This is a genomic window from Salinicoccus sesuvii (genome assembly GCF_042648145.1).
Classification (GTDB): domain Bacteria; phylum Bacillota; class Bacilli; order Staphylococcales; family Salinicoccaceae; genus Salinicoccus; species Salinicoccus sesuvii.
On the sequence record NZ_JBHRWV010000004.1, the window covers coordinates 182,909 to 204,784 of the forward strand.

Annotated in this window: 24 protein-coding genes; 7 read left to right on the top strand and 17 right to left on the bottom strand. The window is 41.9% G+C overall.

Features of this window, described 5'->3' with window-relative positions; genetic code table 11:
- Positions 1-385: 385 nt before the first annotated feature.
- Positions 386-619 carry a hypothetical protein gene (locus ACFOJ8_RS05425; protein WP_380659891.1) on the bottom strand — a complete coding sequence of 78 codons (234 nt, stop codon included), beginning with the start codon at positions 617-619 and terminating at the stop codon, positions 386-388.
- A gap of 1,182 nt (positions 620-1,801) precedes the next feature.
- A complete protein-coding gene (locus ACFOJ8_RS05430) occupies positions 1,802-3,262 on the bottom strand; it encodes a PTS transporter subunit EIIC (protein WP_380652412.1) in 1,461 nt (486 codons plus the stop codon).
- A gap of 310 nt (positions 3,263-3,572) precedes the next feature.
- On the opposite strand from ACFOJ8_RS05430, the gene ACFOJ8_RS05435 reads away from it, so the two are divergent.
- The 4 genes from ACFOJ8_RS05435 (at position 3,573) to ACFOJ8_RS05450 (ending at position 7,000) form a co-directional block, all read left to right on the top strand.
- Positions 3,573-5,069, top strand: coding sequence for a flotillin family protein (locus ACFOJ8_RS05435; RefSeq protein WP_380652409.1), 1,497 nt, complete (start codon positions 3,573-3,575; stop codon positions 5,067-5,069).
- Positions 5,070-5,120: 51 nt separating this feature from the next.
- Positions 5,121-5,546, top strand: coding sequence for a hypothetical protein (locus tag ACFOJ8_RS05440; RefSeq protein WP_380652406.1), 426 nt, complete (start codon positions 5,121-5,123; stop codon positions 5,544-5,546).
- A 120-nt stretch (positions 5,547-5,666) separates the two neighbouring features.
- The gene (locus ACFOJ8_RS05445; RefSeq protein WP_380652403.1) at positions 5,667-6,713 is read left to right on the top strand and encodes a C45 family autoproteolytic acyltransferase/hydolase; all 1,047 of its coding nucleotides are present in this window, start codon (positions 5,667-5,669) and stop codon (positions 6,711-6,713) included.
- A gap of 86 nt (positions 6,714-6,799) precedes the next feature.
- Complete coding sequence (locus ACFOJ8_RS05450) at positions 6,800-7,000, top strand: hypothetical protein (RefSeq protein WP_380652400.1); 201 nt, start codon at positions 6,800-6,802, stop codon at positions 6,998-7,000.
- Between the two features lie 228 nt (positions 7,001-7,228).
- Here the strand turns inward: ACFOJ8_RS05450 and ACFOJ8_RS05455 are convergent, their stop codons facing one another.
- Positions 7,229-8,491, bottom strand: a complete 1,263-nt coding sequence (locus ACFOJ8_RS05455) for an amidohydrolase family protein (RefSeq protein ID WP_380652397.1) — start codon at positions 8,489-8,491, stop codon at positions 7,229-7,231.
- Between the two features lie 218 nt (positions 8,492-8,709).
- On the opposite strand from ACFOJ8_RS05455, the gene ACFOJ8_RS05460 reads away from it, so the two are divergent.
- Positions 8,710-8,958: a DUF3923 family protein gene (locus ACFOJ8_RS05460; protein ID WP_380652394.1), complete on the top strand. Its 249-nt coding sequence runs from the start codon at positions 8,710-8,712 to the stop codon at positions 8,956-8,958.
- A 227-nt stretch (positions 8,959-9,185) separates the two neighbouring features.
- Here the strand turns inward: ACFOJ8_RS05460 and ACFOJ8_RS05465 are convergent, their stop codons facing one another.
- Complete coding sequence (locus ACFOJ8_RS05465; RefSeq protein ID WP_380652391.1) at positions 9,186-9,572, bottom strand: type II toxin-antitoxin system death-on-curing family toxin; 387 nt, start codon at positions 9,570-9,572, stop codon at positions 9,186-9,188.
- A complete protein-coding gene (locus tag ACFOJ8_RS05470; protein ID WP_380652388.1) occupies positions 9,569-9,799 on the bottom strand; it encodes an AbrB/MazE/SpoVT family DNA-binding domain-containing protein in 231 nt (76 codons plus the stop codon). Before ACFOJ8_RS05470 ends, ACFOJ8_RS05465 begins: the two co-directional genes overlap by 4 nt.
- Positions 9,800-10,037: 238 nt before the next feature.
- On the opposite strand from ACFOJ8_RS05470, the gene ACFOJ8_RS05475 reads away from it, so the two are divergent.
- A complete protein-coding gene (locus ACFOJ8_RS05475; RefSeq protein ID WP_380652385.1) occupies positions 10,038-10,241 on the top strand; it encodes a hypothetical protein in 204 nt (67 codons plus the stop codon).
- Between the two features lie 9 nt (positions 10,242-10,250).
- Here ACFOJ8_RS05475 and ACFOJ8_RS05480 read toward each other — a convergent pair whose 3' ends face one another.
- Genes ACFOJ8_RS05480 through ACFOJ8_RS05510 form a run of 7 tightly spaced genes read right to left on the bottom strand, consistent with a single transcriptional unit; the run spans position 10,251 to position 16,268 of the window.
- Complete coding sequence (locus ACFOJ8_RS05480) at positions 10,251-10,937, bottom strand: GOLPH3/VPS74 family protein (RefSeq protein WP_380652382.1); 687 nt, start codon at positions 10,935-10,937, stop codon at positions 10,251-10,253.
- A gap of 24 nt (positions 10,938-10,961) precedes the next feature.
- A complete protein-coding gene (locus ACFOJ8_RS05485; RefSeq protein ID WP_380652379.1) occupies positions 10,962-11,747 on the bottom strand; it encodes a carbon-nitrogen family hydrolase in 786 nt (261 codons plus the stop codon).
- Between the two features lie 30 nt (positions 11,748-11,777).
- On the bottom strand, positions 11,778-12,512 hold the full coding sequence (locus ACFOJ8_RS05490) for a hypothetical protein (protein ID WP_380652376.1): 735 nt from the start codon (positions 12,510-12,512) through the stop codon (positions 11,778-11,780).
- A complete protein-coding gene (locus tag ACFOJ8_RS05495; protein WP_380652373.1) occupies positions 12,509-13,405 on the bottom strand; it encodes an ABC transporter ATP-binding protein in 897 nt (298 codons plus the stop codon). The genes ACFOJ8_RS05490 and ACFOJ8_RS05495 overlap by 4 nt, the downstream gene beginning before the upstream one ends.
- Positions 13,405-14,580, bottom strand: coding sequence for a hypothetical protein (locus tag ACFOJ8_RS05500; RefSeq protein WP_380652370.1), 1,176 nt, complete (start codon positions 14,578-14,580; stop codon positions 13,405-13,407). The genes ACFOJ8_RS05495 and ACFOJ8_RS05500 overlap by 1 nt, the downstream gene beginning before the upstream one ends.
- Positions 14,580-15,794, bottom strand: a complete 1,215-nt coding sequence (locus tag ACFOJ8_RS05505) for a hypothetical protein (RefSeq protein ID WP_380652367.1) — start codon at positions 15,792-15,794, stop codon at positions 14,580-14,582. Before ACFOJ8_RS05505 ends, ACFOJ8_RS05500 begins: the two co-directional genes overlap by 1 nt.
- Before the next feature lie 39 nt (positions 15,795-15,833).
- A complete protein-coding gene (locus tag ACFOJ8_RS05510) occupies positions 15,834-16,268 on the bottom strand; it encodes an SRPBCC family protein (protein WP_380652364.1) in 435 nt (144 codons plus the stop codon).
- A 147-nt stretch (positions 16,269-16,415) separates the two neighbouring features.
- Here ACFOJ8_RS05510 and ACFOJ8_RS05515 point away from each other — a divergent pair, with 147 nt between their 5' ends.
- Positions 16,416-16,838 (top strand): GNAT family N-acetyltransferase, encoded by a 423-nt coding sequence (locus tag ACFOJ8_RS05515; RefSeq protein WP_380652361.1) that lies wholly within the window; start codon positions 16,416-16,418, stop codon positions 16,836-16,838.
- A gap of 86 nt (positions 16,839-16,924) precedes the next feature.
- Here the strand turns inward: ACFOJ8_RS05515 and ACFOJ8_RS05520 are convergent, their stop codons facing one another.
- The 5 genes from ACFOJ8_RS05520 to ACFOJ8_RS05540 all read right to left on the bottom strand — a co-directional run bounded on the left by ACFOJ8_RS05520 (position 16,925) and on the right by ACFOJ8_RS05540 (position 21,864).
- Positions 16,925-17,887: a hypothetical protein gene (locus ACFOJ8_RS05520; protein ID WP_380652358.1), complete on the bottom strand. Its 963-nt coding sequence runs from the start codon at positions 17,885-17,887 to the stop codon at positions 16,925-16,927.
- A gap of 140 nt (positions 17,888-18,027) precedes the next feature.
- Positions 18,028-18,921, bottom strand: a complete 894-nt coding sequence (locus ACFOJ8_RS05525; protein WP_380652355.1) for a YitT family protein — start codon at positions 18,919-18,921, stop codon at positions 18,028-18,030.
- A gap of 95 nt (positions 18,922-19,016) precedes the next feature.
- Positions 19,017-19,901: a diacylglycerol/lipid kinase family protein gene (locus ACFOJ8_RS05530; protein ID WP_380652352.1), complete on the bottom strand. Its 885-nt coding sequence runs from the start codon at positions 19,899-19,901 to the stop codon at positions 19,017-19,019.
- 135 nt (positions 19,902-20,036) lie between these two features.
- Positions 20,037-20,546, bottom strand: coding sequence for a DUF378 domain-containing protein (locus ACFOJ8_RS05535; RefSeq protein ID WP_380652349.1), 510 nt, complete (start codon positions 20,544-20,546; stop codon positions 20,037-20,039).
- Positions 20,547-20,628: 82 nt separating this feature from the next.
- On the bottom strand, positions 20,629-21,864 hold the full coding sequence (locus tag ACFOJ8_RS05540) for a metal-dependent hydrolase family protein (RefSeq protein ID WP_380652346.1): 1,236 nt from the start codon (positions 21,862-21,864) through the stop codon (positions 20,629-20,631).
- Positions 21,865-21,876: the final 12 nt, after the last annotated feature.

Consider the following 21,876-nt stretch of genomic DNA (forward strand, 5'->3'; position numbering starts at 1 on the left):
TCGATGGCATAATACCCTCTAGTAGATTGATAGTGTTAACTAAACACTAAGCTAGCAGACAGAAAAAGGTATTTTTTCGTATTTAACCAGTGTTGGTAAGGATTCAAAGCATATTAGGGTCAATTAGAATTGTGACATATAGTACCAAGCTTAAATAAAATTAGTTAAAGCTCAGTAAAAAAATCGCTTTTACTTTTCATTTTTATTGAACTTTTTTTCTATAAACCAAAACATTAGCGTCAAAAATATAATATAAAAAATCGCAAATATAATACTGGACATTCCCGATTCAATATAAGAAAAAATTAAATTACCAATAAAAAACATAATAAGTAGTAATATAATTGTAATCAATCTATACAATATAAATCACCTTCTTAATAGATTATCCAACACAAGTACTACTTTGAATTGTAAGAGAAGAATTATAATAATACTTAGTTAACTTCATTGTTTTTTTGAAGTTTTCATTCGGATAATAATAGTTAAAGTGCTCTACAACACCATAAAGATTATTTGGAGAAAAATAAGCGTCAGAAAAACCAGCAATAACTCCAAGTGGAAGATTCAAAGCAGGGTGTATCCTGTTCTTAGCTAGAGCAAATGATGGTGCAAGCACAGTACTAGACGCAGCTGTGTATCCATGCGTACTAAAGTTTTGACAATATGAGAACTTACAATCTCCCACATTGGGAACTGCAAATGTAGAAAAGCCACCATTCCCAGAATTACTATTCAAATCGTTACTATCTGCCGAAGCAAGACACATTATTTCTTCAAAATCTTCATCACTAATGTTTTGTAATTCTTTTTCATTTACAAAAATATTATTCTCGATTTCCTTATAATTAACTTCTTAATATTCAGCCTCCAAAACTTCTTCAGCACTTACAACTAGAGAAAGATTTCTAAGTCTCTTTATTTTTCTTAGTCTTTCTAACTTTTTTATTCTTTATCTCAAGAATAACACCTGCTATAACAATCCCTAAGCCAACGACTATACTTAGAACAAGAAGTAAAGAGGAATCGACCCGTTCTCCTATAAAATAAGAAATCTATACAGATAAACATATAACGAGTACCCCAAATATTTTGAGCAAAGTTGCTTTCATAAGAACCCCTTCTTAAAAGTGTTCAATAACTTTATATTGCCCCATTCCCTTATCCATCTAGTTTAATTTAATTTTGTTAAAATATCAGAACGCAGTACTGCCCAGTTACACACACGAATTTTTCTAGCGAAAAGATGCGCCTCCCTCTGGGTAATTCACTTCAAGAGTGAGTTCAAAAATAGAACTTAAAGACAAAAAGTACAAGATGACTATCACCCTTTTTTATCTTTAAATTCTTCGAAAAAAGTTAAAATTATAATAAGTATTCCAACTACGACGACTATATAAAAAACATCATCCACTTCACCAAAAAACCATGGATATAGAATACAAAGAATTAATAATGCTAATAAAATACCTTTAACTATTTTCAATTTAACATAATTCCCCCCTCGTCCAACATTTAATTATTCACTTCTTCTTGCATATCTTATGACATCAATTTCTTTTAGGTTTGTAGATAATCTGACTGACCTCAATGATAAAAAATTTGGTAAATGTAATTCGTCGGGTCCATTTCTTTATAATGTCCTAATTCTTTGTTTTCGTATTTTTATTGGCATCTTTAAAAAGTCCGGAGTACACAATCAATCTTTTCCCAGCGAGATTTTGTAGAACGTTTTAAAGACAGTTTCATCTTGGAAATAGTCATTGTCTTTCCCACTATATTTAGCAATTAATGATCATTTTTAGAATTTAGCCTTCGCTGGATTCTTCGGCTTCTCAAGCTTCTTGTACATCTCCATCTTGTCATTATACCCCCAGATATAAGTCAGGCCGAATGATAGCGCAAGTGTAATGAATGTCACAAGGATGGCATACCAGAAGTTCGCAGTAATGCCGTTGTCTGGATCGATGAAGGATGGTAGTCCAATCAGGGAACCAATGATACTCCACATGTTGACTCCAAGAATGCCAGCGAGCAGTCCTCCGACCGCACTAGCGACGCTTGCACAGATGAAAGGTCTGCGGAAACGCAGGTTAATACCATAAATGGCAGGTTCCGTTATACCACAAAAAGCTGAGAATGCACCGGCATATCCGAGTTCCTTCACTTCTTTCTTTTTCGATTTCACGGCAACACCAAGTGCAGCACCTGCTTGTCCGACGATGGTGACACTGATCATGACGGACAGATAGCTGTACCCGAGCGTTGCGAAATCATTGACGTACACCGGCACGATCCCCCAGTGCAATCCGAAGATGACAAGGAGTTGATAGAATGCCGCAATGACAGCACCAAATAGTGGCGCATTGAAGTCAAGCATGGCTTGAAGTCCGTTGGCGAGTGCTGTAGAGAAACCAACCAATACAGGACCGGTAATGATGAGCGTAATGGCAGATACGAGTCCAATGATGACGATTGGGATAAAAATGGCTTGAATGTAAGATGAAACCCAAGTCTTCAGCCAATCTTCAAGTTTCTTCACCATCCACGCCGCCAGTATCATCGGGAATATCGAGTATGTATACGAGACGAAGGGAAAGGCAAAATTGCCGACAGCGAAGATGTTCACATCGCTATTTGCCGCTTCAAGGACTGTCGGGTGAATGATGACTCCCCCAATGACTGCGGTTAGAACCGGGTTCCCATCCATCCGCCTGGCTGCATTGAAACCGATGAGTATCGGCAAGAAGTAGAATACCGCATCCGCCATTGCGTTGATGATGAGATATGCTGTGCCTGTATCAGTAACGATGTTCGTTGCTGTGAGGACCGCAAGCAATCCTTTTATAATTCCTGCAGCAGCAAGAATACTGATGATCGGCATAACAGAACCCGTGATGATCCCGATCAGCTTGTTGAACTGGTAACCGATCTTCTCCATGAATGTGCTATCCGCTTTAGGTGCTGAAACATACTCCCGACTTGTGGATTGATCTTCCGAGCGGGAGAGCTGAGCCATTACTTCCTTATATATATCATCAACCGCAGGCCCGACCACCACCTGATACTGACCCCCTGCTTCCGCAACACCCATAACACCTTTCATCTGTTTGATTTCTTCCGTCTCAGCGAGCGCAGGATCCTTCAGATAAAAACGGAGCCGAGTCACGCAATGGATGACGTTATCGATGTTTTCATCGCCGCCCACTTTCTCTATAATCTGTCCTGCCAGCTCATTGTAATTCTTTCTTTTGTTGTTCATCGGTGTTTCCCACTCTCCTCCGAGTTTTCTTGCATAGATATAAATGAAACTGGATGTAATCACGCTAAAGTAAGCTTTGGGGTATCAAATCTCTCTAATATTAGAATACCTTAAATACTTTACTTGTGAAGTCATAAAATTTCAAAACATAGATTAATTTAAATATATAGAGTATTTTAAATATACACTACATAGATGTAAAAATTAATGTAAAATAGGTAATGAATGGATGAGTAGTCCGATATGTATCATGCTGTACGTTCCGACTACTACATAAATCCATAATAATTGAAAAGGAGCAGTGTGCAAGATGGCAGAAAACATGGGGTTAATCATCATTCTCGGTGCGATTCTAGTGCTGATCATCGCCGCCGGTATCGCCTGGTATTTCTATATGAAGGTCAGGTTCAGAACAGTGCCTTCGAACGAAGCTTTGATCGTCACCGGCCCGAACCTTGGTGATGAAGCGAAAGAGACGAACATCTACAAGGACGACCAAGGACGCTACATGAAAGTGATCCGCGGCGGTGGCCATCGCCTGCGTCTCTTCCAGACCGGAACGAAAGTTTCTCTCAAGTCATTCCAGTTGAAAATAGAGACTCCGAAGGTATACACAAAAGAAGGTGTTGGCATCTATGGTCAGGCAGTGGCCACTGTAAAAGTTGCCGATGACCTAGAAGGTATCGTCAAATACGCGGAGCAGTTCCTCGGCAAGGATCAAAACGACATTGAACACGAAGTATCCGAAGTATTGAACTCAAACCTCCGTGCCATCCTTTCGAAGATGACGGTAGAGAGCATCAATGCAGACCGGGAGAGCTTCAATGAACAAGTGCGTGAGATTGCACAAGATCAGCTCAATCGTATGGGCTTCAAGATCACTTCCCTCGGATTGTCAGACCTGAAAGACGACGAAAACTATCTTGAAAACCTCGGTCGTCCGCAGATTGCGCGTGTCAGGAAAGAAGCCGAGATTGCAGAGTCTGAAAACAAGCTCGCTACAGAAAGCAAGCAAGCTGAAGTGAATGAGAAAATCTCCCGTGAGAAATACGAGCGTGAGATGAACATTGCCGACAGCCGTAAAGAGAAAGAACTGAAAGAAGCCAGAAACTCAGCAGAGACTGCCAAAGAACGTGCAATCGCTGAAGCTGCTGGAGAGCTCGAGGCTGAAGAACGCCGACTCGCAGTCGAGCAGCAACGTCTTGAGATCCGTGAGCAGGAAAAAGCGAACGAGTTGAAATTGCGTAAGATGGAACGTGAAAACGATGTTGAAATAGAAAGGCAACAAGTGGAAGTGCGTAGACAGCAAGCGGAAGCCGACTACTACGCCGAAACGAAGAAAGCGGAAGCCAGTGCCGCTGCCCGTATATCAGAAGGTAACGCAGAAGCTGAAGTCATCCGCAAGAAGAGCCTCGCTGAAGTCGAAGCCATTGAACGCCGTGCCAAAGCTATGGCCCAGCATAAAGATGTTATTCTGATGGAAAAACTCATTGAAATCATGCCTGAATTTGCCAAAGCGGTCAGCGATTCCATGAGCAATGTTGAATCCATCCGCATTCTAGACGGTGGCAGTGGAGATCAGCTCAAGTCCTTACCAAACACCATAACCGGAACAATGGCCAATTTGCAGGAAAGTATGGGGCAGATGACCGGTTTTGATATGGAAGGGTTCCTAAAGAACTTGTCCACTAGCGTGCAAGACGAGAGTGAAGCAGCCCATACTGAAGAAATATACACAGAAGATGAAGCAGATGGTGAAGATCTAGAAGACAACCTCGATGTCAATGAGACTGATGATAAAGAATAAGAATGAGAAATGACTCTTCGGAGTCATTTCTCATCACTTGGGGAGGATGTTATGGAGATTACTGTAAAACGACGTACCTGGTGGCTTGGAATCCTGATGCCACTGAAACTCGAGTTCAATGGTGAAGTAGTTGCGAAAATCCATGCATTTGAAAATAAAACGATACAAATCCCGCAAGAAGCAGGCAGACTGAAATACTCCCAACCCCTTGATCACAGCCATCAGATCTACATCAAGGATGGGGATACTGTCATCATCAAAGAAACGCTACTCAACAAGATTGGAAATATCATCTTCTTAGCGATGATAGCTTTCCTCTTGTTTAGTAACACTTATTTTCCTTACCAAGAATCCTTGTTTTACGTAAATATCGGCGGCGCATTGGTACCGACTATCGTCATCTTACTTCTAATCGTTGCTTTAGTTTCAGTATTCTTTAGTTCCTATGTATTGGTTATAGAGAATGCAGATGATTGAAATAGTTTGCTTCTTGACTCCACTTCGGCCGCTTACATTGTAAATGCCTGAAGCACCAAGAATGCGATTTTCTACGAAGTATGTATACTGACAAGAGAGATTAGTCAGAGGCGGGATACAATGAAACAGTACCACAGTGATGTCATTCAATTTAGAGGCACCCATTATGACTTCGGTCATTTTCAAGGGCAACAACTTAAAGACTCATTAATTCTACAAAATCGTGAGAAGCAATGGGTACATCGCAAAGATCGACATTTTATCGTGAACCCAGAAGAATATATCACTATCATTTCGAAATATTCACCAGCCATACTGGAAGAAATTCATGGACTTGCCGACGCACTCGATATGGAGATGGAAAAAGCATTCCAGCTGTTTGGTGGCTACTACTTAGAATATACGAGAAGCGGTTGTTCAATATTCACTGATAGCGACTTCATGGTACGCAACTACGATAGCCAGCCGCGCTCTTACGAGGGGCGCTATACACTCTATGAACCGACTGATAATGGATACGCCGTCATTGGTCCGTCCATGCAGATCACAGGACGGATGGACGGCATGAACGAAAAAGGACTAGTGATGGGATATAACTTCACTCATAGAAAAAGTTCAGGTGATGGATTCATTTGTAATATGATCGGTCGTCTGGTCCTCGAGACATGTGCCAATGTGGAAGAAGCGATTGCTTTACTAAAGGATATTCCACACAGGCACTCATTTAGTTATATTGTACTCGATTCCGGGGGTATTACGTACGTCGTTGAAGCGTCACCGAGGAATGTCGCGGTCAGACAGTCAAACGTATGTACAAATCATTTCCACTTGTTGAATGATGAAAACCAGCATCGCCAGACTGAGACGAGAGAACGTGAGAAAACGATACAGCAGGAACAAGCGTCCACCACCAACCCTTACGAAGCATTCAAAGTCATGAATAATCCCGACCACGGTGTATTCTCCGACAAGTACGATGCGGCAGCTGGAACAATACACACATCCGTCTATTTTCCTAAAAATCTAAAAGCATGGTTCGTGATCGGTCCGGACAAAAAGCCTGTTATCTTTGATTTCAAAAAGTGGCTCGACGGTGATAAAGTTAATATCAAGCAGATCAGAGGCACACTTGAATACAATCACCCGTTCGTGAATATGGAAGCATAGATGGATAAAGAGGTAACGAAATTATACCGGCATTAAAAACCTTAAATTTATACGTGTTCGATTTTAGAAGAGATAGGAGCATCATTATGAACAGAACACTCTACTATTTGCTATTGGCCTTTTTGGTCTTCAATATTTTACGCTATACAACATATTTGGTCCTCGATGGTATTAGCATCTATTCCATTGTTCTTTTGCTTGTTAACATAATAGCGCTTATTGTAGGAATCTCGAAAAAAGATAGAATCTCACCTGACAGAAAAGAAACACGCCACACTACTAACTAACAGAACTTACTCAACTTGAAAAGCATTGCCGCTTTATTTTATTGAATAGCTGAAGAGACCTAAAAGGTCTCTTCTTTCACTTATTATGAGTTTTTTTATCAATTGATTGAAATAAAATATGCCCTGCTACAATAAAGTTTTAAAGAAATGTTTAACTTTGAAAGAAACTATGTTGATTTTCCTAGCGCTCGAAAGAGATGATCCTTTTTTATGTTGGATTTCTGTAACTTAATCAGACTGTGCTTTTAGATAATTTAAGAAGCCTGCAGCAAGTTCATTGTATCTACTCTCCACTTTTTCCTCATCTACATTTACAAGCTTCCTGTTCTCCATGACCCACTTACCGTCCACCATAACATGCTCGACTGAATCTTCTTTGTTGTAAAACAATAGATTATGGAGGTAGTTAGAAAACATTTCGTTGTTCAGTAGCGGCTCCAGCCCTGCTTCCTTTTTGATGAATACTAAGTCCGCTTTACAACCTTCTCGTATTTGCCCTAGATCCTGTGAGCCATATGTTTTCGCACCATTTATGGTAGCCATTTTAAAAATATCCTCGGCAGAGTATTTATTCACTGGATTGTTTATTTTCAAAAGATAATAAGCTAAACGCATTAATTCCCACATATTCGTATGGCCGTAATCAGTTCCTAAAGAAACGTTGACCCCCTTCTGAAGCATATAGCTGACATCTGCAACGCCTGCCCCCGTCTCTAAATTTGAAATTGGACAATGCACAACTGCACTCTTATGTTTCGCAACTAAATCTATATCACTTTTCGACATATAGACACCGTGAAATAGAACAGTTCTATAATCGAGCAGACCTAGTTCACTATAGATATCGATGCTCGATTTTTCAAACTTGGACTGTACCAAGTTATGTCTCCATTCATTCTCCAAGCAATGTGTCATCATTATGGAATTGTATTTGTCTTTTACCTCTTTCAATTTGTGTAGATCTTCAAGATTAAAGTCCTCTTCTTCTAATAGATGTGTCCCAAATAGAATATTGCCTTCATGCTTATTATGATACTCGCCAATTTCCTCGTAAGTATCTATGATACCTCTTATTCCAACTTCATTCATGGCATCGCTTAGTAATTGTGGGGATTGCGGATCCGAATCACTTACGAAGGTTACTCCATTTTTAATCATATTTATATAACTCTTCTGAGCAATATGCACGAAATCCTTTTCTGAAATTACATTATCGATATAATTGAAAAAAACTTCCTGTATTTTTCCTTGCTCAGAATCATTGCTCCACTCTTCAAGTGGCATTTCTTTCATCAACCCTTTGGCTAGAGTGGAATAACTATGAAAATGAGCATTCACTAAACCAGGGAGGACTAAATAATCGGAACAGTCTATATCCTCCTCACTACTTGAGCTATTAGTAATTGAATGTATTTCTCCATTTTTAATCGTCATGTTATGGGTTTCAAATTCCATACTACTGTTTAGATACGTTACGTTTTTAAGATTCATTCTCTTCTCCCCTTTTAACTGTGCCTTATCGTTTTATATATTCTCTACTCCCGAAATCCTATCGTCTGTTCAAATGACCTCTAACCATCGTGGCTCAAACACAACCGTGATCAACCCAAAATATTCTAACAGTTACGCTTTATTCTTTTACTCTATCATCTTATAAAGTGGTAATATATAGAAAACATCAAGACGTATATACGAGGAGAGTATCAAAAATGAAAGTTTCTTGGATTCTTTGGTCAATAGTCACTTCAACGGAAATAGTAGTTTTCTCTGCGTTGACTTTCTTATTATGGGCAAGAGAAATAGACGCAGCAGGTGCAATACAAACAACTGAAATTAAGCTAATTAGCATAGCCGTATTGGCTTTAGCTTTTCTTATTCCAGCCGTAGTACAAGTTTTGTGGCTGACTATCAATTTAGTTATGTCACGAAAGTATAAAAAAGGTATACATAAGTTTTAATATTAACTTTCTATTATAAGACTTACGTTATTAATTTAAAGTGGATTGGTATTTAAATATGATTAGCGGCTTCACAAACTTAAGTTTATCTACTCATTCTGACATCCCTTTAATAGAGCTAGGGTCACGGTGTATGTAAACACTAAAGAGTTACACTCAAATTTCTATAAAATGCAAATCAAAAAATCCTCTAATCAAATGTATTGGGTTACATTCATTAGAGGATACTACTCCATATATTTTTTTAGCCATTCCGCTATTTCTTGCTCTTCCATATGCTCTACGGCAATCTTGACAGTAAACTCTGTAAATTCATCAGAATCTACTGTAAGTGTACTGCCATTCAGTTTCAAGAAAATATAGAGCGCATTCGCAGCAGTGCGCTTGTTACCATTGAAAAATATATGCTTCAATACAATATTTCTATACAAATTTGCAGCTTTCAGTGCCAAGGTGGGGTAAAGTTCTTTGCCAAAAACATTCTGTTTCGGCGATTCCGCCGCCATGTTTAATGCGTAAGGTTCTCTTACACCTATTTGTTCTTGAGGAGAATAGGTTTTAATCACATTGACATTGATGAGTATTAAATCCTGTTCTGTTAGATAGCGGATCATCTCTCTACCAAATCACGCATTGTTTTATCATACTTTACAAACATTTCGTTGGATAGATTCAATATCTCTTTCTGCGAATCTTCTTGCTTTCTGATGACCACTGAATCACCCTCTGCAACAAACTCCAAATTATCACCTTCGTCAGCCTTCAACGTTTCAAGAATACTTTTTGGTATACTGACAACCGTGCTATTTCCAGTTTTCCTTAATTTCCTTAAATTAGTCATACAATATTACTCCTTTTCTTCTAAGTATATACGTATATACTTTTTCATTCAACTCTGAACGACTGTACCATGTGCGGTATCTTTATCTATGCTTTTATTTAATGAGCAGTCATGGCCCTACTCCATCTCCTAATAACGAACTCTGCACAATCTGCTCATTTCATATACAATAAAAATAACTAAGACTCTTGCATAAGATCCCTCACTAACTCACATCTTAAATGAAAGGTGACTCAATATGACAAGAAAAACCACTAAAAAAGACTGGATCGATAGCGCCATTGGTCTATGCATGATTTTCGGCTGCATGTTCGCCATCCTTGTAGCTCTGTTCATCAATCCAACAATTATGGTCTATACAATTCCTGCGGGTGCAGGGATTGGTTTAATCGTTGGCATCGTGATTCAAACTATTTACGGCAGCTATGACAACGGCAAATAGCCATGCCACCTAATTGTTCGGTGGCATGGCGCTATTGATTACTGTCATCGAAATGGCGGTGGTTGTTGCGATCATGATTGCCGCTTCCATCTCTTCGATGGACTTGCTGATGGCGACATCGTATTCGCTTTCGGCTGCAATCTTCTCAATTCGCTTCTCTACAGTTTCTTTTTTATCCTCACCAAACACTTCAGCGGTCAGGTTGCATATCTTGATCAGATTCAATAGAATGCCAGCAAGCGGATCAGGCGTCTCATCCTCAAAAACAATTCTTTGAAGTCTGTTCCTAATCTCCTCTTCGGCTCTGCCATCTGCTTCGGGATGATGTTTCCAATTGAAAACAAATAGGAATTTCTTGGACTCTTCTTTTAGAACCCTTTTTTCTACTAACGATTGAATAATCTCTTTTTTGATATTATGCATTTTGAATGGCAGGCGGTCCACCCAGTAATCAACCTGTTGTGGCTTCTTCGCTTTTTCAACCTCGTCCAGGACAGTTTCAAAATAAGGTATCTCTGTTGGCGTACGGTCAACCACAACCATTTTGTCCTCCTGCAACTCTACACGCTCCATCAGCGTCAGTTCCGATAAAATAGCACCAGTAATCCCGTACTCAATGGAATCCGCCCCACTTACTTGGGTGCCTTTCTCTTTATCCGTCGCAAGCAATACCAATGCTTCTGCTATTGTAAACACATCGTTACCTCCCATTCTGAATGCCTATAGAAAGTGATACATCTCTCTCCTACGGCTATCGAAAATCGGTACGTCCTTACGGATTCTATCCACTTCACTCCCATCAACCCTCCCAGTTAATATGGCGTCACCAGAGTCAGAGGCTTCGTCGACACTTTCACCAAATGGACCAACGATCATGGAGCGCCCGGCGTATTCCTGATCACCGATTTCGCCATGTGTATCCGCTGCAACCATATAGAGCTGGTTCTCAATGGCACGCGCACGGATGAGTGTCTCCCAATGTGCTTTTCTCGCCATAGGCCACTCGGCAACGACGAAGATGGATGTCGCACCTTTAAGTGCCAAGTCCCTGAACAGTTCAGGGAACCTCAGGTCGTAACAGATAACGATACCGCACGTATTACCGTCTAACTTGAAAGTCTCCACCTTATCCTGCCCCGCTGCCAGGAACTCGGGTTCGTTGAGCATCGGTACGAGGTGCATCTTCGAATACTCATGCACGAGTGCACCACTCCAATCAATGACGAAGGCAGTATTGTATACCCTGTCTGAGTCGTCTTTCATATTGGCAACAGAACCCGCAACGATATTGACGTCGTACTTCTTCGCTAGTTCCGATATAACGGATTTGGCCGGTTCGAGATGATGACAGGCATGCGACTGTATATTTTCAAGATCGTAGCTTGATGTCCACATTTCCGGCAGTACGACAACGTCGGTATCTTTAAAGTCTTCCTCGGCAAAAACATCCTGAATTCTTTTTAAGTTCGCTTCTAAATCTCCGAACACTACTTGGTACTGTAGCACTTTTATATTGATACGATCACTCTCCTATGACTATTGCTGGAACAGCTCGATATAGTAGTCTGAAACGATTGTGTCACCGGCGTTGATTTCTACACCGACAGTATCCTCCGGGCCCGGCCCTTCCGTGGGATCAAAATCTCGGTATTTCCCCGACACATTCCAGTAGATCCGATGTTCCCCAGATGCACTCAACAAAGGCAGACTTTCCGACGCCAGGAGGTAGTTCCCAGGTTCAATATGCGTACCCGCCGTATGGGTACCTGCAGGGATCATCAAACTACCTGTTTCCTGTGGTTCCATCATATCATTTTCGACCGTTGATAGTTCAAGTACGCTATCGCGTGACTTGAATATCATATTATATCCAGGCTTCAGTTCAAAAGTGACGTCCGGTGTCGGCACACCGACTGAAACTTCGAGTATTCTTATGCCTGAACTATCTTCAATAATGACTACACCTACCGCATCCATCATCATACCTGTATACCTACCAGGGTCAAGGTCTTCCCCTGTGACGTATGTTCCCGGTTCCAGAATCAATTGTTCACCTCGGTCACTTTCAACAGTCCCAGGTATTTCACTGCTCTCAACGAATGGAAAGCGTGCTGCTATGTCATCAGCTACAAGCAGATTATCCTCGGCATAAGCACTAATTGCTGCTTCATCCTTCACAAAAGCTTCTCCGTCATACGTTTCCGGCATAATGCCTCCATAGTCGCATCCTGCCAGCCCGAATACCATTAGGAGTAAGATCATCCGCTTCATGATTCCACACCTTTATAGATACGCAAGTAATGCTCGTAAGTACCGAGCGGACCGATAGTCACCGATTCCGATCCACCTTCTTGCAAACGGGTCATCAATTTCAGTTTATCAGCATCAGTCAGTGTTTTTGTTGGAATGCAGATACGCTGGCGATTCAAGTACATCGTTCCTTCAGGGAGTGTATCAAGCGCCTGATAATGGCTTAGCTCGATGTTGCCCTTGATATATTTTTCCTGTGCATCTTTCCGGTCATACGTATAGTAGATATCTTTATTATTGAGAAAATAGATCTGATCGGCATAATCATCAAGGTTCTCAAGAAGATGACTTGCGACAATAATGATTTTTCCTTCCTGCTTTACTTCTTGAAGGATTCTACTGACAAGTTCAACATTGACCGGATCCAGTCCATTCATAATCTCGTCCATGAACATGATCTTCGTATCAGCAGCCATCATCATAGCGAAGCACAATCTCTGACGCATACCGAGGGAATAGGAATTAACTTTATCCCTGACGTATCCTCCCATGTTCAGACGGTCAACAATCGCATCGATGTCTCCTTCATTGCCTTTCCATATATCTCGATACATTTCTATATGTTCATATCCTGTAAAATTCTCATAAAGCTCCGCCTGGTCCGGAAAGAAGGTGATTTTCTCATGCAATGCGCGGACATCCTTTGTCGTGTTCTTATAGGCACGCCCATCGACCAGTATCTCTCCCTTGTTGATGGGAATGAAACGAATGATCGCATTGAATAATGTCGTCTTACCGGTACCATTTGGCGCCACGAGTCCGATGATATTACCATCTGCGATGCTGAAGTTGATATCTTTGAGTACGACGTGAGTGCCGTAGCTGATGCTTAAATTCTTTATTTCGAGTGGCATCAGTTTTTCCTCCTCTCAAGTTTGCCTGTCCGCGTCGGTATCAGTTTGAAAATGAAGTTGAACAGTATTTCAATTAGTATATAAAATAGTAGAATCGCCATGAGTAGCTTCACGATAGTGACATTACCGATATCTGACCATTCTCCCTCGAGTACCGGCAACAGCTGCAGATATAATAGCGGATTCCAACTACTGAGCGGCGAAATGATAGTGAACAAATAAGGAATGAAGAAAATGGCGACGACAATCGTAATGGTCAGATAGATATTCCTAAACATCCAGCTAAGACCCGTTGACAGTTTGATGATGACATAGCTGAGTAGCATGGCAAGCAGTAGTGTCGTGATGACATACTGCAGTACACTGATATATACAGCGTCTGCGCCGCTGTACAACTGAACCGGGTACATAAGTGTACCGGTGTCATTAAATACACGGCTGACGAAGTACGAAATGAGTATCCCGATGATTAAGGTGACCCAGATCAATACCCAGCTGATAAAGGTGCGCTGTCGCCACTGGAACTTCCACGTGTATGGCAGCCCCTGGGTGATGCTCCAGTTATTTTCTTGATCCCTACTGAAACGGTCGGCCCCGAATATTGCCGCGATGATATAGATGAACACCCCCGCAATGATGTTAATCAACGTGTAGAGTACAAGGCTCGGTGACATGGGATTCCAGTCGATGGCGACATCGTTTTCTTGTAAATAGTTGAGGAATTTGAGTGTATTGTTAATTTCGGTTTCACTTGGGATAAATTCAAGTAACAACTCCTGTGATTCAAAACCATCCTCAGCATGAAAGTATAGCTGATTCTCTGCCAGTTCGATGCCTTGATCGACGTAGTCACTGACAATGTCTTCAAGCCCTTCTACAGTGTTGCCTTCCTTTTCGGACAAAATGAAGCTTTGCATGCCAAGTATACTTTGCTGGCGAGCCAGGCGGTCATAGACCCCCTGACCCACTTCTGTTTCAAAATGTTGCTGAGGGATCGCATGGAAGAGGTCTTGGGTTTCTCGATACTGTGCTCTTGTTTCTTCAATCGGCAATTCAACTGAACGATTCTGATAAAGTGTCGAATATGTCGCAACGAACAAAATCAATGCAGCAAGCAGAATGCGCACTTTCCAGTCTCGTAGCACTTTTAAAGTTTCCCACTTGAAGAGTCGCATCAGCCCACCTCCCTTACGAACTTCTGACGATCCATCCATTTCGCTGTTACCAACAGCAATAGTTCGATGACAACAATTGAGATAACCAACACAATGATACCGGTCTCAAAAGTGAATCCAGTACTCAAAGTGAGGAAATTGCGTTCTCCACTCAATACTTGTCCGAATTCGAAGTAGTTTTGTGGGAAGTAGTGTGCACCTATGCCAAAAATAACTGGCTCCGTCCCACCACCATATATACGGTTGAAGCCGACGATTAGAAAACCGATGATCATTACTACCACGTCATGCCGAAAGAGCAGTGACATCCAGGCATTGAGACGGACAAAAAGATAGATAAGGCAGAGTAAGAATGCGATAGACATGCCAACAAAACTACCAATAGACCGAGTTGAAAAATTTACTAATTCTCCGCGATAGCCATCCTGGTAAGCATATGAGGACACCCCTAAACCGAATGTACCGAATCCATATAAAATACCGGTGACCAGATAGAATAGAGATAACAGCGCGGTGAATGCGATGATCAGTATGGTGAAAAGTGAAAGAGATTGATAGAGTATGTAGCGTTGCCAACCGAAAGGTTGACCTGATTTCAATGTGCGGTGTTTCCTGTCATCGACAAGAATTTCACTGGCTACGAATATTGTGATTAGTAATAAAATCAGTGAGCCATTCGTCTTCATGAAGAGATGAAGTTGCTGGGCAGCCGTTTTCTGGTCATAAAGATGGAGTGTCAAGTTCTCCAATTCCGCTACGGCTCTAAGGTCCGTTTGCATTACTGCTAGTTCATAATTGACACGATGCATATCACTCCCATAGCCACTCCCCGTCCCTCCGTTGCCACCAGTTTTAGGGGGTGATAAGCCAGGCGTTGTAATCAAATCCGCTAGCAACCGAATGTCTCCATTGTCGATTGCGCTGTGGAACGGATAATAGCTTTCATAACTTTCTTTAGCAACGCTATATGTATTGATGCCAGTAAAATTGTTAATCGCGATATCGCCCTGTGTGATTCTTGATTCTTTCGTTCCGTACTCAGTACTCAACTGGAGTGCCAAGCCTTCACGATCAATCGTTGTTGGATGTTCCGTCCCTGGCAAGTAAATCAGAAGATAACTGAAGATGGCCACAAGTGAGAGGACTAGAACCAGGCGGTTCTTACGGTTTCTCCATGTTCTCTTCAGTGTCTCCCTGAACACAGCAATAAACATATGTAATCTCCTCTTTATATTTATGGATTCGATGGTGTACTAGTACATGAGTACTTCAAGCTTCTTCATCTGACTATCCAATACCCGGCGCATCACTGGGCGGACACCCTTCAGTATCAGCTTATACCGCTTGCTATCGGTATTAAAATAACTGGTCACCTGCACATCTGAAGCTGTTGCATCCGTTGGTTCTACACTAAACGATGAGGTAATGATTCCTTGTCTGAGTGCCGTTTCGACTTCGATGAACCGGTTCTCTTCATATTTTGTAATGGTGGATTTGAATTGATATGTCTTATTAAGGACATTAAGTATCGTTCTGAACTTTGTTCCCTCGGCGCGCTTCTCCTCGGTATAGTACATATTGCCTTCAAAAATCGAGCTCCATTCTTTCAATTTGTCGTCATCCTCGACCACTTTGAATACATGCTCGGGTGGTGCCTTAATTTTTTTCTCGTAACTATAGAGCTCCATTATAATCCCCTTTTCATAATCCATACCATTTTTTTCTAAAATTTTAGATATTTACTAAAAATTATACAGATTATTTTTGAATTTTCAATAATCATTGCGTTCTTTGTCTGTAAGGCGCTATTATTATATAAAAAGGGGAGATCATATATGAATATCAGTCGAGAGAAAAATATTGCCTACAGCGATATTGAACATCTATATATGAGCAGTGGCGATACCCCGTATGAAAACAAACTTGGTGCGCTTTATGAAGCAGTCGTCCACTCGGATCATCTGGTTACGGCCTGGGACGGTCCATTGCTTGTCGGCCTCATCCGTTCTTCTGGGGACATGCAGTTCACCCAAGTCATCTCCGACTTCCTAGTCCATCCTGAGCACCGCACGAAAGGGATTGCTTCAAAACTAATGAATGCCTATATAGAAGATACCAGCCAGGTTGAAAAAATCTACTTATTCATGGATGACCTTTCCAGTGCATTCACCAGAAACTGGCTCTTACATAAAGGATTCGATCTCATAAAGGATAGTGAGAATCTCTGCATCTACTTGAAAGTAAAGAAAGATCAATAAGAAAATGACAATGCAAAGCACATCTGAAATTGTAAGTGTAACTCGATTTCAGATGTGCTTTGCACGGTCAATAAGGCATTACATGTTTAGTTTGCGGGTTGTAGAATATCTCTATCGTCGAAAGCACCATAATCTGAGTAGTTGAGAATGATTTCAATGGTTACGAACTGATTCGAGTCTTCTCTACTCGGTGCAGTAGAGATCAAATTGACACTTTCAAGATCTTCGGTCTCTTTGTTGATAAACCCAAGCATCCCCAATTCAAGCTGAGTCAGATTGGCATTTTCAAATGTTACTTCAAAGTGCTCTTGGTAGAGCTCGAATACTTCAATATCCGTGCCTGCGTAATTCAAAATATAGTATTCATCTGTTTCCAAAACTTGCATCAGATCACTCATTTCCTGAAGCATACTATCTATTTTTGAGTATAATCCGTTAATGAGGTCTTCAACTTCAAATTGCGAAGAATAATCCACCCATTCTCCATTTTCATGAACCAGAACTTCTTCGGTATCCGTATTGCCATAGGCATAAGGTCCAACGATCTGATAGTTTTCGTCGAAGAAATCAGATGCCAATTCGATCTCATCGGATTCCCTCACCTCTGCTACGATGCCTTGGAACTGCTGTTCCATCACATTACCGTTCTCAGTTAATTCAAGAATAATGGCCGTATTGTGCTCATAGGAAGTAACTTCGGACACCGGTCTCATGACGTCTTCAAAACCGAGCGTGGTTTCCTCTGCCTCTTCTAACAACTCAGCTTTTCTTAAATCACTGTCATATGCAGATCTGTCCGCCTCTATATCGCCGCGCTGAAGGTCACGTGATGCTGTCTCGCCCTCGCTTGATTCATCTTCATATGCTGGTGCCTCTTCAGTCGTCTCTACCTCTTCAGGTGTTTCTACTTCTTCGACTGTCTCTATCTCTTCAGAAGTATTCTCTAAGACTACTGTTTCGTCTGCGTTCGATGCGTTTTCCTCGGTCGTCCCGCTACATGCTGAAAGCGCAAAGATACTGAACAATGATACCAGCCAGGCTCTCTTCATTTTTTTGCCTCCCGTATATTTTATTCACTCTACCACCTTGATCTATGCCTCTTAGCTTTTGATGTATTCTACCCCTAATATTGTAAAATAACCAATGAATAAAAAGACTGGCAACATAAGCTGCCAGTCTTTAATCCTGCCTATATAAAATAATTGCCAAGCACACTGTTGACATCATGGACTACGACAAAGGCATTCTCATCGTAGCGCCGTATCAATCGCTTCAGCCGCGTCAGCTGCGATTTATTGATGACGACATAGAGAATATCCTTATCCTCCTGGGTATAGAACCCGCGACCATTCATAATCGTTACGCCGCGTCTAATTTCGCTGTTGATCATCTTACCCAGCCGATCCGGGTGATCCGATATAATAGTAATTGCCTTTTTCGGGTTCATTCCCTCTATGATGAAGTCCATGACCTTCATGGCAATGTAGATCGCAATAACAGTCAGGAGTACCTGCTCGAGTGTCATAACTGTGAGCCCGATAGTAATGACAACGAGATCGAAAAACATCAGTGCATAAGACACGTTTATATCCATATATTTATTGACAAGACGCGCGAGAATCGTCGTTCCAGCCGTCGTTGCGCCGATTCGGATGATCAGCCCAATACCAAGTCCGACGAGTGCGCCGCCGAAGACTGTATTAATGAGTATCTCATCAGTCTCCACACGCCACGTCTCCGTCAGCCATAAGAAGAACGAGGTCAGGAAAACGACCACAATCGTATAGTACATCGCCCGCTTGCTTAAAAATTTGAATCCGATTGCGAGAAGAATAGAGTTCAGTACAAAGTTCGACAGTGCGGGAGAAATGTCGAATGCATAGTAGAGAATAATTGCGAGACCGGTGACACCGCCCTCACCAAGGTTACCAGCGATCATGAACGAATTAACACCAATTGAAAAGATGAAAGACCCAATGATGACTGTCGCAATATTAATCAAGGTCTGCTGGGTGATTCTCGGGCTAAACGAAAGCCTCTTCTTATCAAAACTTTTGTTTCCGAGCATTTTTCTAATCTGCACAATTATCCTCCTCCTCACGTTTTTCATTCCACCGATACATAATATACGATAAGGGGAATTTTTTCAACTTGAGGAAAGTCGCTCAGCTATTTAGATTACTTCTCCGGTACATTGAGTTTTATACATCCTGGTACTATTTCTATATCCATCGCTGTGAATGTATCAGCATCGCCATCAATGTCCATTACTTGAAGTCGGTCCGTATCGAGGGTCAGTTTTTTCGTACGTATATATTGAACATTTTTATGGTCAGCAATATTCCCACGCAAAGCACCCAGTACAATTTGGACAATTTCTTTTGGATTGGACGGTGCGATGTTCAGTACATGAAGATGATGATCATTGACCCGTGCCTCATGAAGAAGACGCGTGAAACTGCCGACAGAGGAAGTATTGGCTACTATGGTCAATATTGAATCCGACATCACCGTCTCTTCTGGCGCTTCTATCTTGACCCGATATTTCTTCATTGTCAGTAATGCGCGCAGTCCTGCGTATAGATAGGCCAAGATACCAAACCTGTTCTTCACCTTTGAGCTCACTTTGGTGAATGATTCCATGAAATCACCAAGCGCAATTAAGTAGGCAGCATGCCGATCATTGAACTTGATGACATCTGCTTTGATTTCTTTTTGAGGACCAGAGAGACTCTCGATGGCAGCGTTCATATCGAGCGGCAGCCCAAGTGCACGCACGTAGTCGTTGACCGTACCGGCTGGCAGTATGGAAAGTACGGAATCAGATCCACACTCGACCATACCATCAATTATTTCTCCAATTGTACCGTCTCCACCTGCAGAAACGATCAGATCTGCGTAATCTGATACTTCTTTGGCCAGTTCTTTCGCATCGGACCCATCTGTATAAAGTAGTTTCACGTCGTACCCTTGCGCATGCAGGTTGCTAAGAACACCATACTCGATTGGTGGCTTTTTCTTCTTGCCTGAACTCTTATTTATAATGACTGCAGCAGTTTTCATCGCTCTTCCCCCATCGCTTGATGTATTTCCATCATTTTATAGTAATAACACGCGCATGTCGATTAAACACAAAAAAAGACATCCAGTTAACTGAATGTCCGATTCCATATAATGAAGATTGGTCGATCTATACAGTTACAGACGATCTGTTTCATCTTTTCTACGTGTTGTATCGTCGACTGAACCATCATCTACGACACCCTCTGTCTTTGTGTGTCTTTCATTTTCGAGTGTAGGTCCTGCTCCTGGTCCGTCGTCGACTGCGCCATCGTTTACAACACTGTCCGTTCTTGTGTTTCTTTCATTTTCCAGATTTGGTCTCGCACCTGGTGTATCGTCGACTGTTCTGTGCATGCCGCTGTCAATCGCTGAATTATCATTTACGTCGTCGCGTCTTGCTTCATGACGTGCACCGTCATCTGTAATCATGCCAAAGAACTTCAGACAATAGAGTGCCGCTAGACCAACGAGAATATAGACAACTTTTGATAAGAGTTCTTCTTGGCCTCCAAATATGGATGCAACAAGGTCGAATTCGAACAGTCCGACAAGCAACCAATTGAGCCCACCGATGATTAGAAGTAAAAGTGCCAAAATATCCAATGCTTTCATGCCCTCTCCCCTTTCCTTTACTTTGTTAGTCACTTGTTCCCTCTATCTAGACACCTAAACATTCCACTAGATTCCCTTTGCATATAAAAATCCCCGGTATGTACCGGGGACTGATTTATGCCTCTATCGTGTTTTTGTAGACTGTGCCTGCTTTGGCAACAACTTGGATGTTATCGTTATCTTTAAGTGCACCGATATTTTCTAGTGGGTTTTCCTTTGAGAATATGAAATCTGCAACATAGCCTTCCTTGACTAGTCCAAGATCTGCATAGCCCATACATTCAGCTGCGGTCTTTGTCGATGCCACGATGGCGTCAATCGGTGTCATACCACATTCTACCATCAGTTCAAGCTCTCTCAAGTTCGTCCCGTGTTTGAACACACCGGCATCTGTACCCATTGCAATCTTGACACCCGCCTTGTAAGCACGTGCAAAACTTTCCTTATGAATTTCGATGACCTCTTTAGACTTCTCAACTGCAGTTTTCGGCATGCCAAGCTCTTTCGCAAATTCGAGAACGGATACAGGCGCGAGTAGCGTCGGTACAAGATACGTTCCCTGATCTTTCATCATGGCGCATACTTCATCATCTAGGAAGATACCATGCTCGATGGAATGGATGCCGGCTTCAATGCACTGTCTGACGCCTTCAAGACCTTGGGCGTGCGCCATCACTTTAACACCATTCCTGAATTTCGCTTCTTCAACGATGACTTTCAATTCTTCCAGTGAGAACTGAGTAAATTTAGGGTGATCCGTCGGACTGGATACACCGCCGGTCGCGTGGACTTTGATAACGTCCGCACCGGCCCGTAGCATTTCCCGCGTCCGCTTGCGTACTTCCTCCACCCCGTCACATATACCTTGCGGCATGCCTGGATGTGGTTGAAGAATATCAGTGATAACCCCTGAATAGTTGTAGCCATCACCATGACCGCCTGTTATGGTCAATGCGTTGACACTGATTTGCATTCTTGGTCCTTTAACCAAATCATCCTCAATTGCCTTCTTTAGTCCAAGGTCACTACCCAACGCGTCGCGCACTGTCGTCACCCCTGCGTTTAACGTACGGTTTAAGTATTCCGCAGCAGCATAGAAATTATACGAGAATGGTGTTACAAGACGCTCTTCCACTGGCTTGAATTCTATCATCATATGAACGTGTGCATCGATCATACCCGGGAGCATGTATTGTCCTTGCCCATCAATCACTTCGGCATCTCCCACTTGCGACTCATCCGCACCGATTGATTTAAAACGCCCATCTTCAACGAGCACGTTTGTATTGCTGATCAGTTCGGATCCTGTTCCGTCAATTAGATTAACATTTTTAATGAATAGGTTTTTCATTTTCTCCACTCC

Coding starts and splice junctions, on each gene's coding strand:
- ACFOJ8_RS05510 (WP_380652364.1), bottom strand. CDS start 16,268: ATGGAGCTCTATAGTTACGAGAAAAAAATTAAGGCACCACCCGAGCAT.
- ACFOJ8_RS05540 (WP_380652346.1), bottom strand. CDS start 21,864: ATGAAAAACCTATTCATTAAAAATGTTAATCTAATTGACGGAACAGGA.
- ACFOJ8_RS05450 (WP_380652400.1), top strand. CDS start 6,800: ATGAACAGAACACTCTACTATTTGCTATTGGCCTTTTTGGTCTTCAAT.
- ACFOJ8_RS05470 (WP_380652388.1), bottom strand. CDS start 9,799: ATGACTAATTTAAGGAAATTAAGGAAAACTGGAAATAGCACGGTTGTC.
- ACFOJ8_RS05440 (WP_380652406.1), top strand. CDS start 5,121: ATGGAGATTACTGTAAAACGACGTACCTGGTGGCTTGGAATCCTGATG.
- ACFOJ8_RS05455 (WP_380652397.1), bottom strand. CDS start 8,491: ATGAATCTTAAAAACGTAACGTATCTAAACAGTAGTATGGAATTTGAA.
- ACFOJ8_RS05430 (WP_380652412.1), bottom strand. CDS start 3,262: ATGAACAACAAAAGAAAGAATTACAATGAGCTGGCAGGACAGATTATA.
- ACFOJ8_RS05500 (WP_380652370.1), bottom strand. CDS start 14,580: ATGCGACTCTTCAAGTGGGAAACTTTAAAAGTGCTACGAGACTGGAAA.
- ACFOJ8_RS05435 (WP_380652409.1), top strand. CDS start 3,573: ATGGCAGAAAACATGGGGTTAATCATCATTCTCGGTGCGATTCTAGTG.
- ACFOJ8_RS05495 (WP_380652373.1), bottom strand. CDS start 13,405: ATGCCACTCGAAATAAAGAATTTAAGCATCAGCTACGGCACTCACGTC.
- ACFOJ8_RS05475 (WP_380652385.1), top strand. CDS start 10,038: ATGACAAGAAAAACCACTAAAAAAGACTGGATCGATAGCGCCATTGGT.
- ACFOJ8_RS05445 (WP_380652403.1), top strand. CDS start 5,667: ATGAAACAGTACCACAGTGATGTCATTCAATTTAGAGGCACCCATTAT.
- ACFOJ8_RS05505 (WP_380652367.1), bottom strand. CDS start 15,794: ATGTTTATTGCTGTGTTCAGGGAGACACTGAAGAGAACATGGAGAAAC.
- ACFOJ8_RS05520 (WP_380652358.1), bottom strand. CDS start 17,887: ATGAAGAGAGCCTGGCTGGTATCATTGTTCAGTATCTTTGCGCTTTCA.
- ACFOJ8_RS05460 (WP_380652394.1), top strand. CDS start 8,710: ATGAAAGTTTCTTGGATTCTTTGGTCAATAGTCACTTCAACGGAAATA.
- ACFOJ8_RS05530 (WP_380652352.1), bottom strand. CDS start 19,901: ATGAAAACTGCTGCAGTCATTATAAATAAGAGTTCAGGCAAGAAGAAA.
- ACFOJ8_RS05490 (WP_380652376.1), bottom strand. CDS start 12,512: ATGAAGCGGATGATCTTACTCCTAATGGTATTCGGGCTGGCAGGATGC.
- ACFOJ8_RS05465 (WP_380652391.1), bottom strand. CDS start 9,572: ATGATCCGCTATCTAACAGAACAGGATTTAATACTCATCAATGTCAAT.
- ACFOJ8_RS05515 (WP_380652361.1), top strand. CDS start 16,416: ATGAATATCAGTCGAGAGAAAAATATTGCCTACAGCGATATTGAACAT.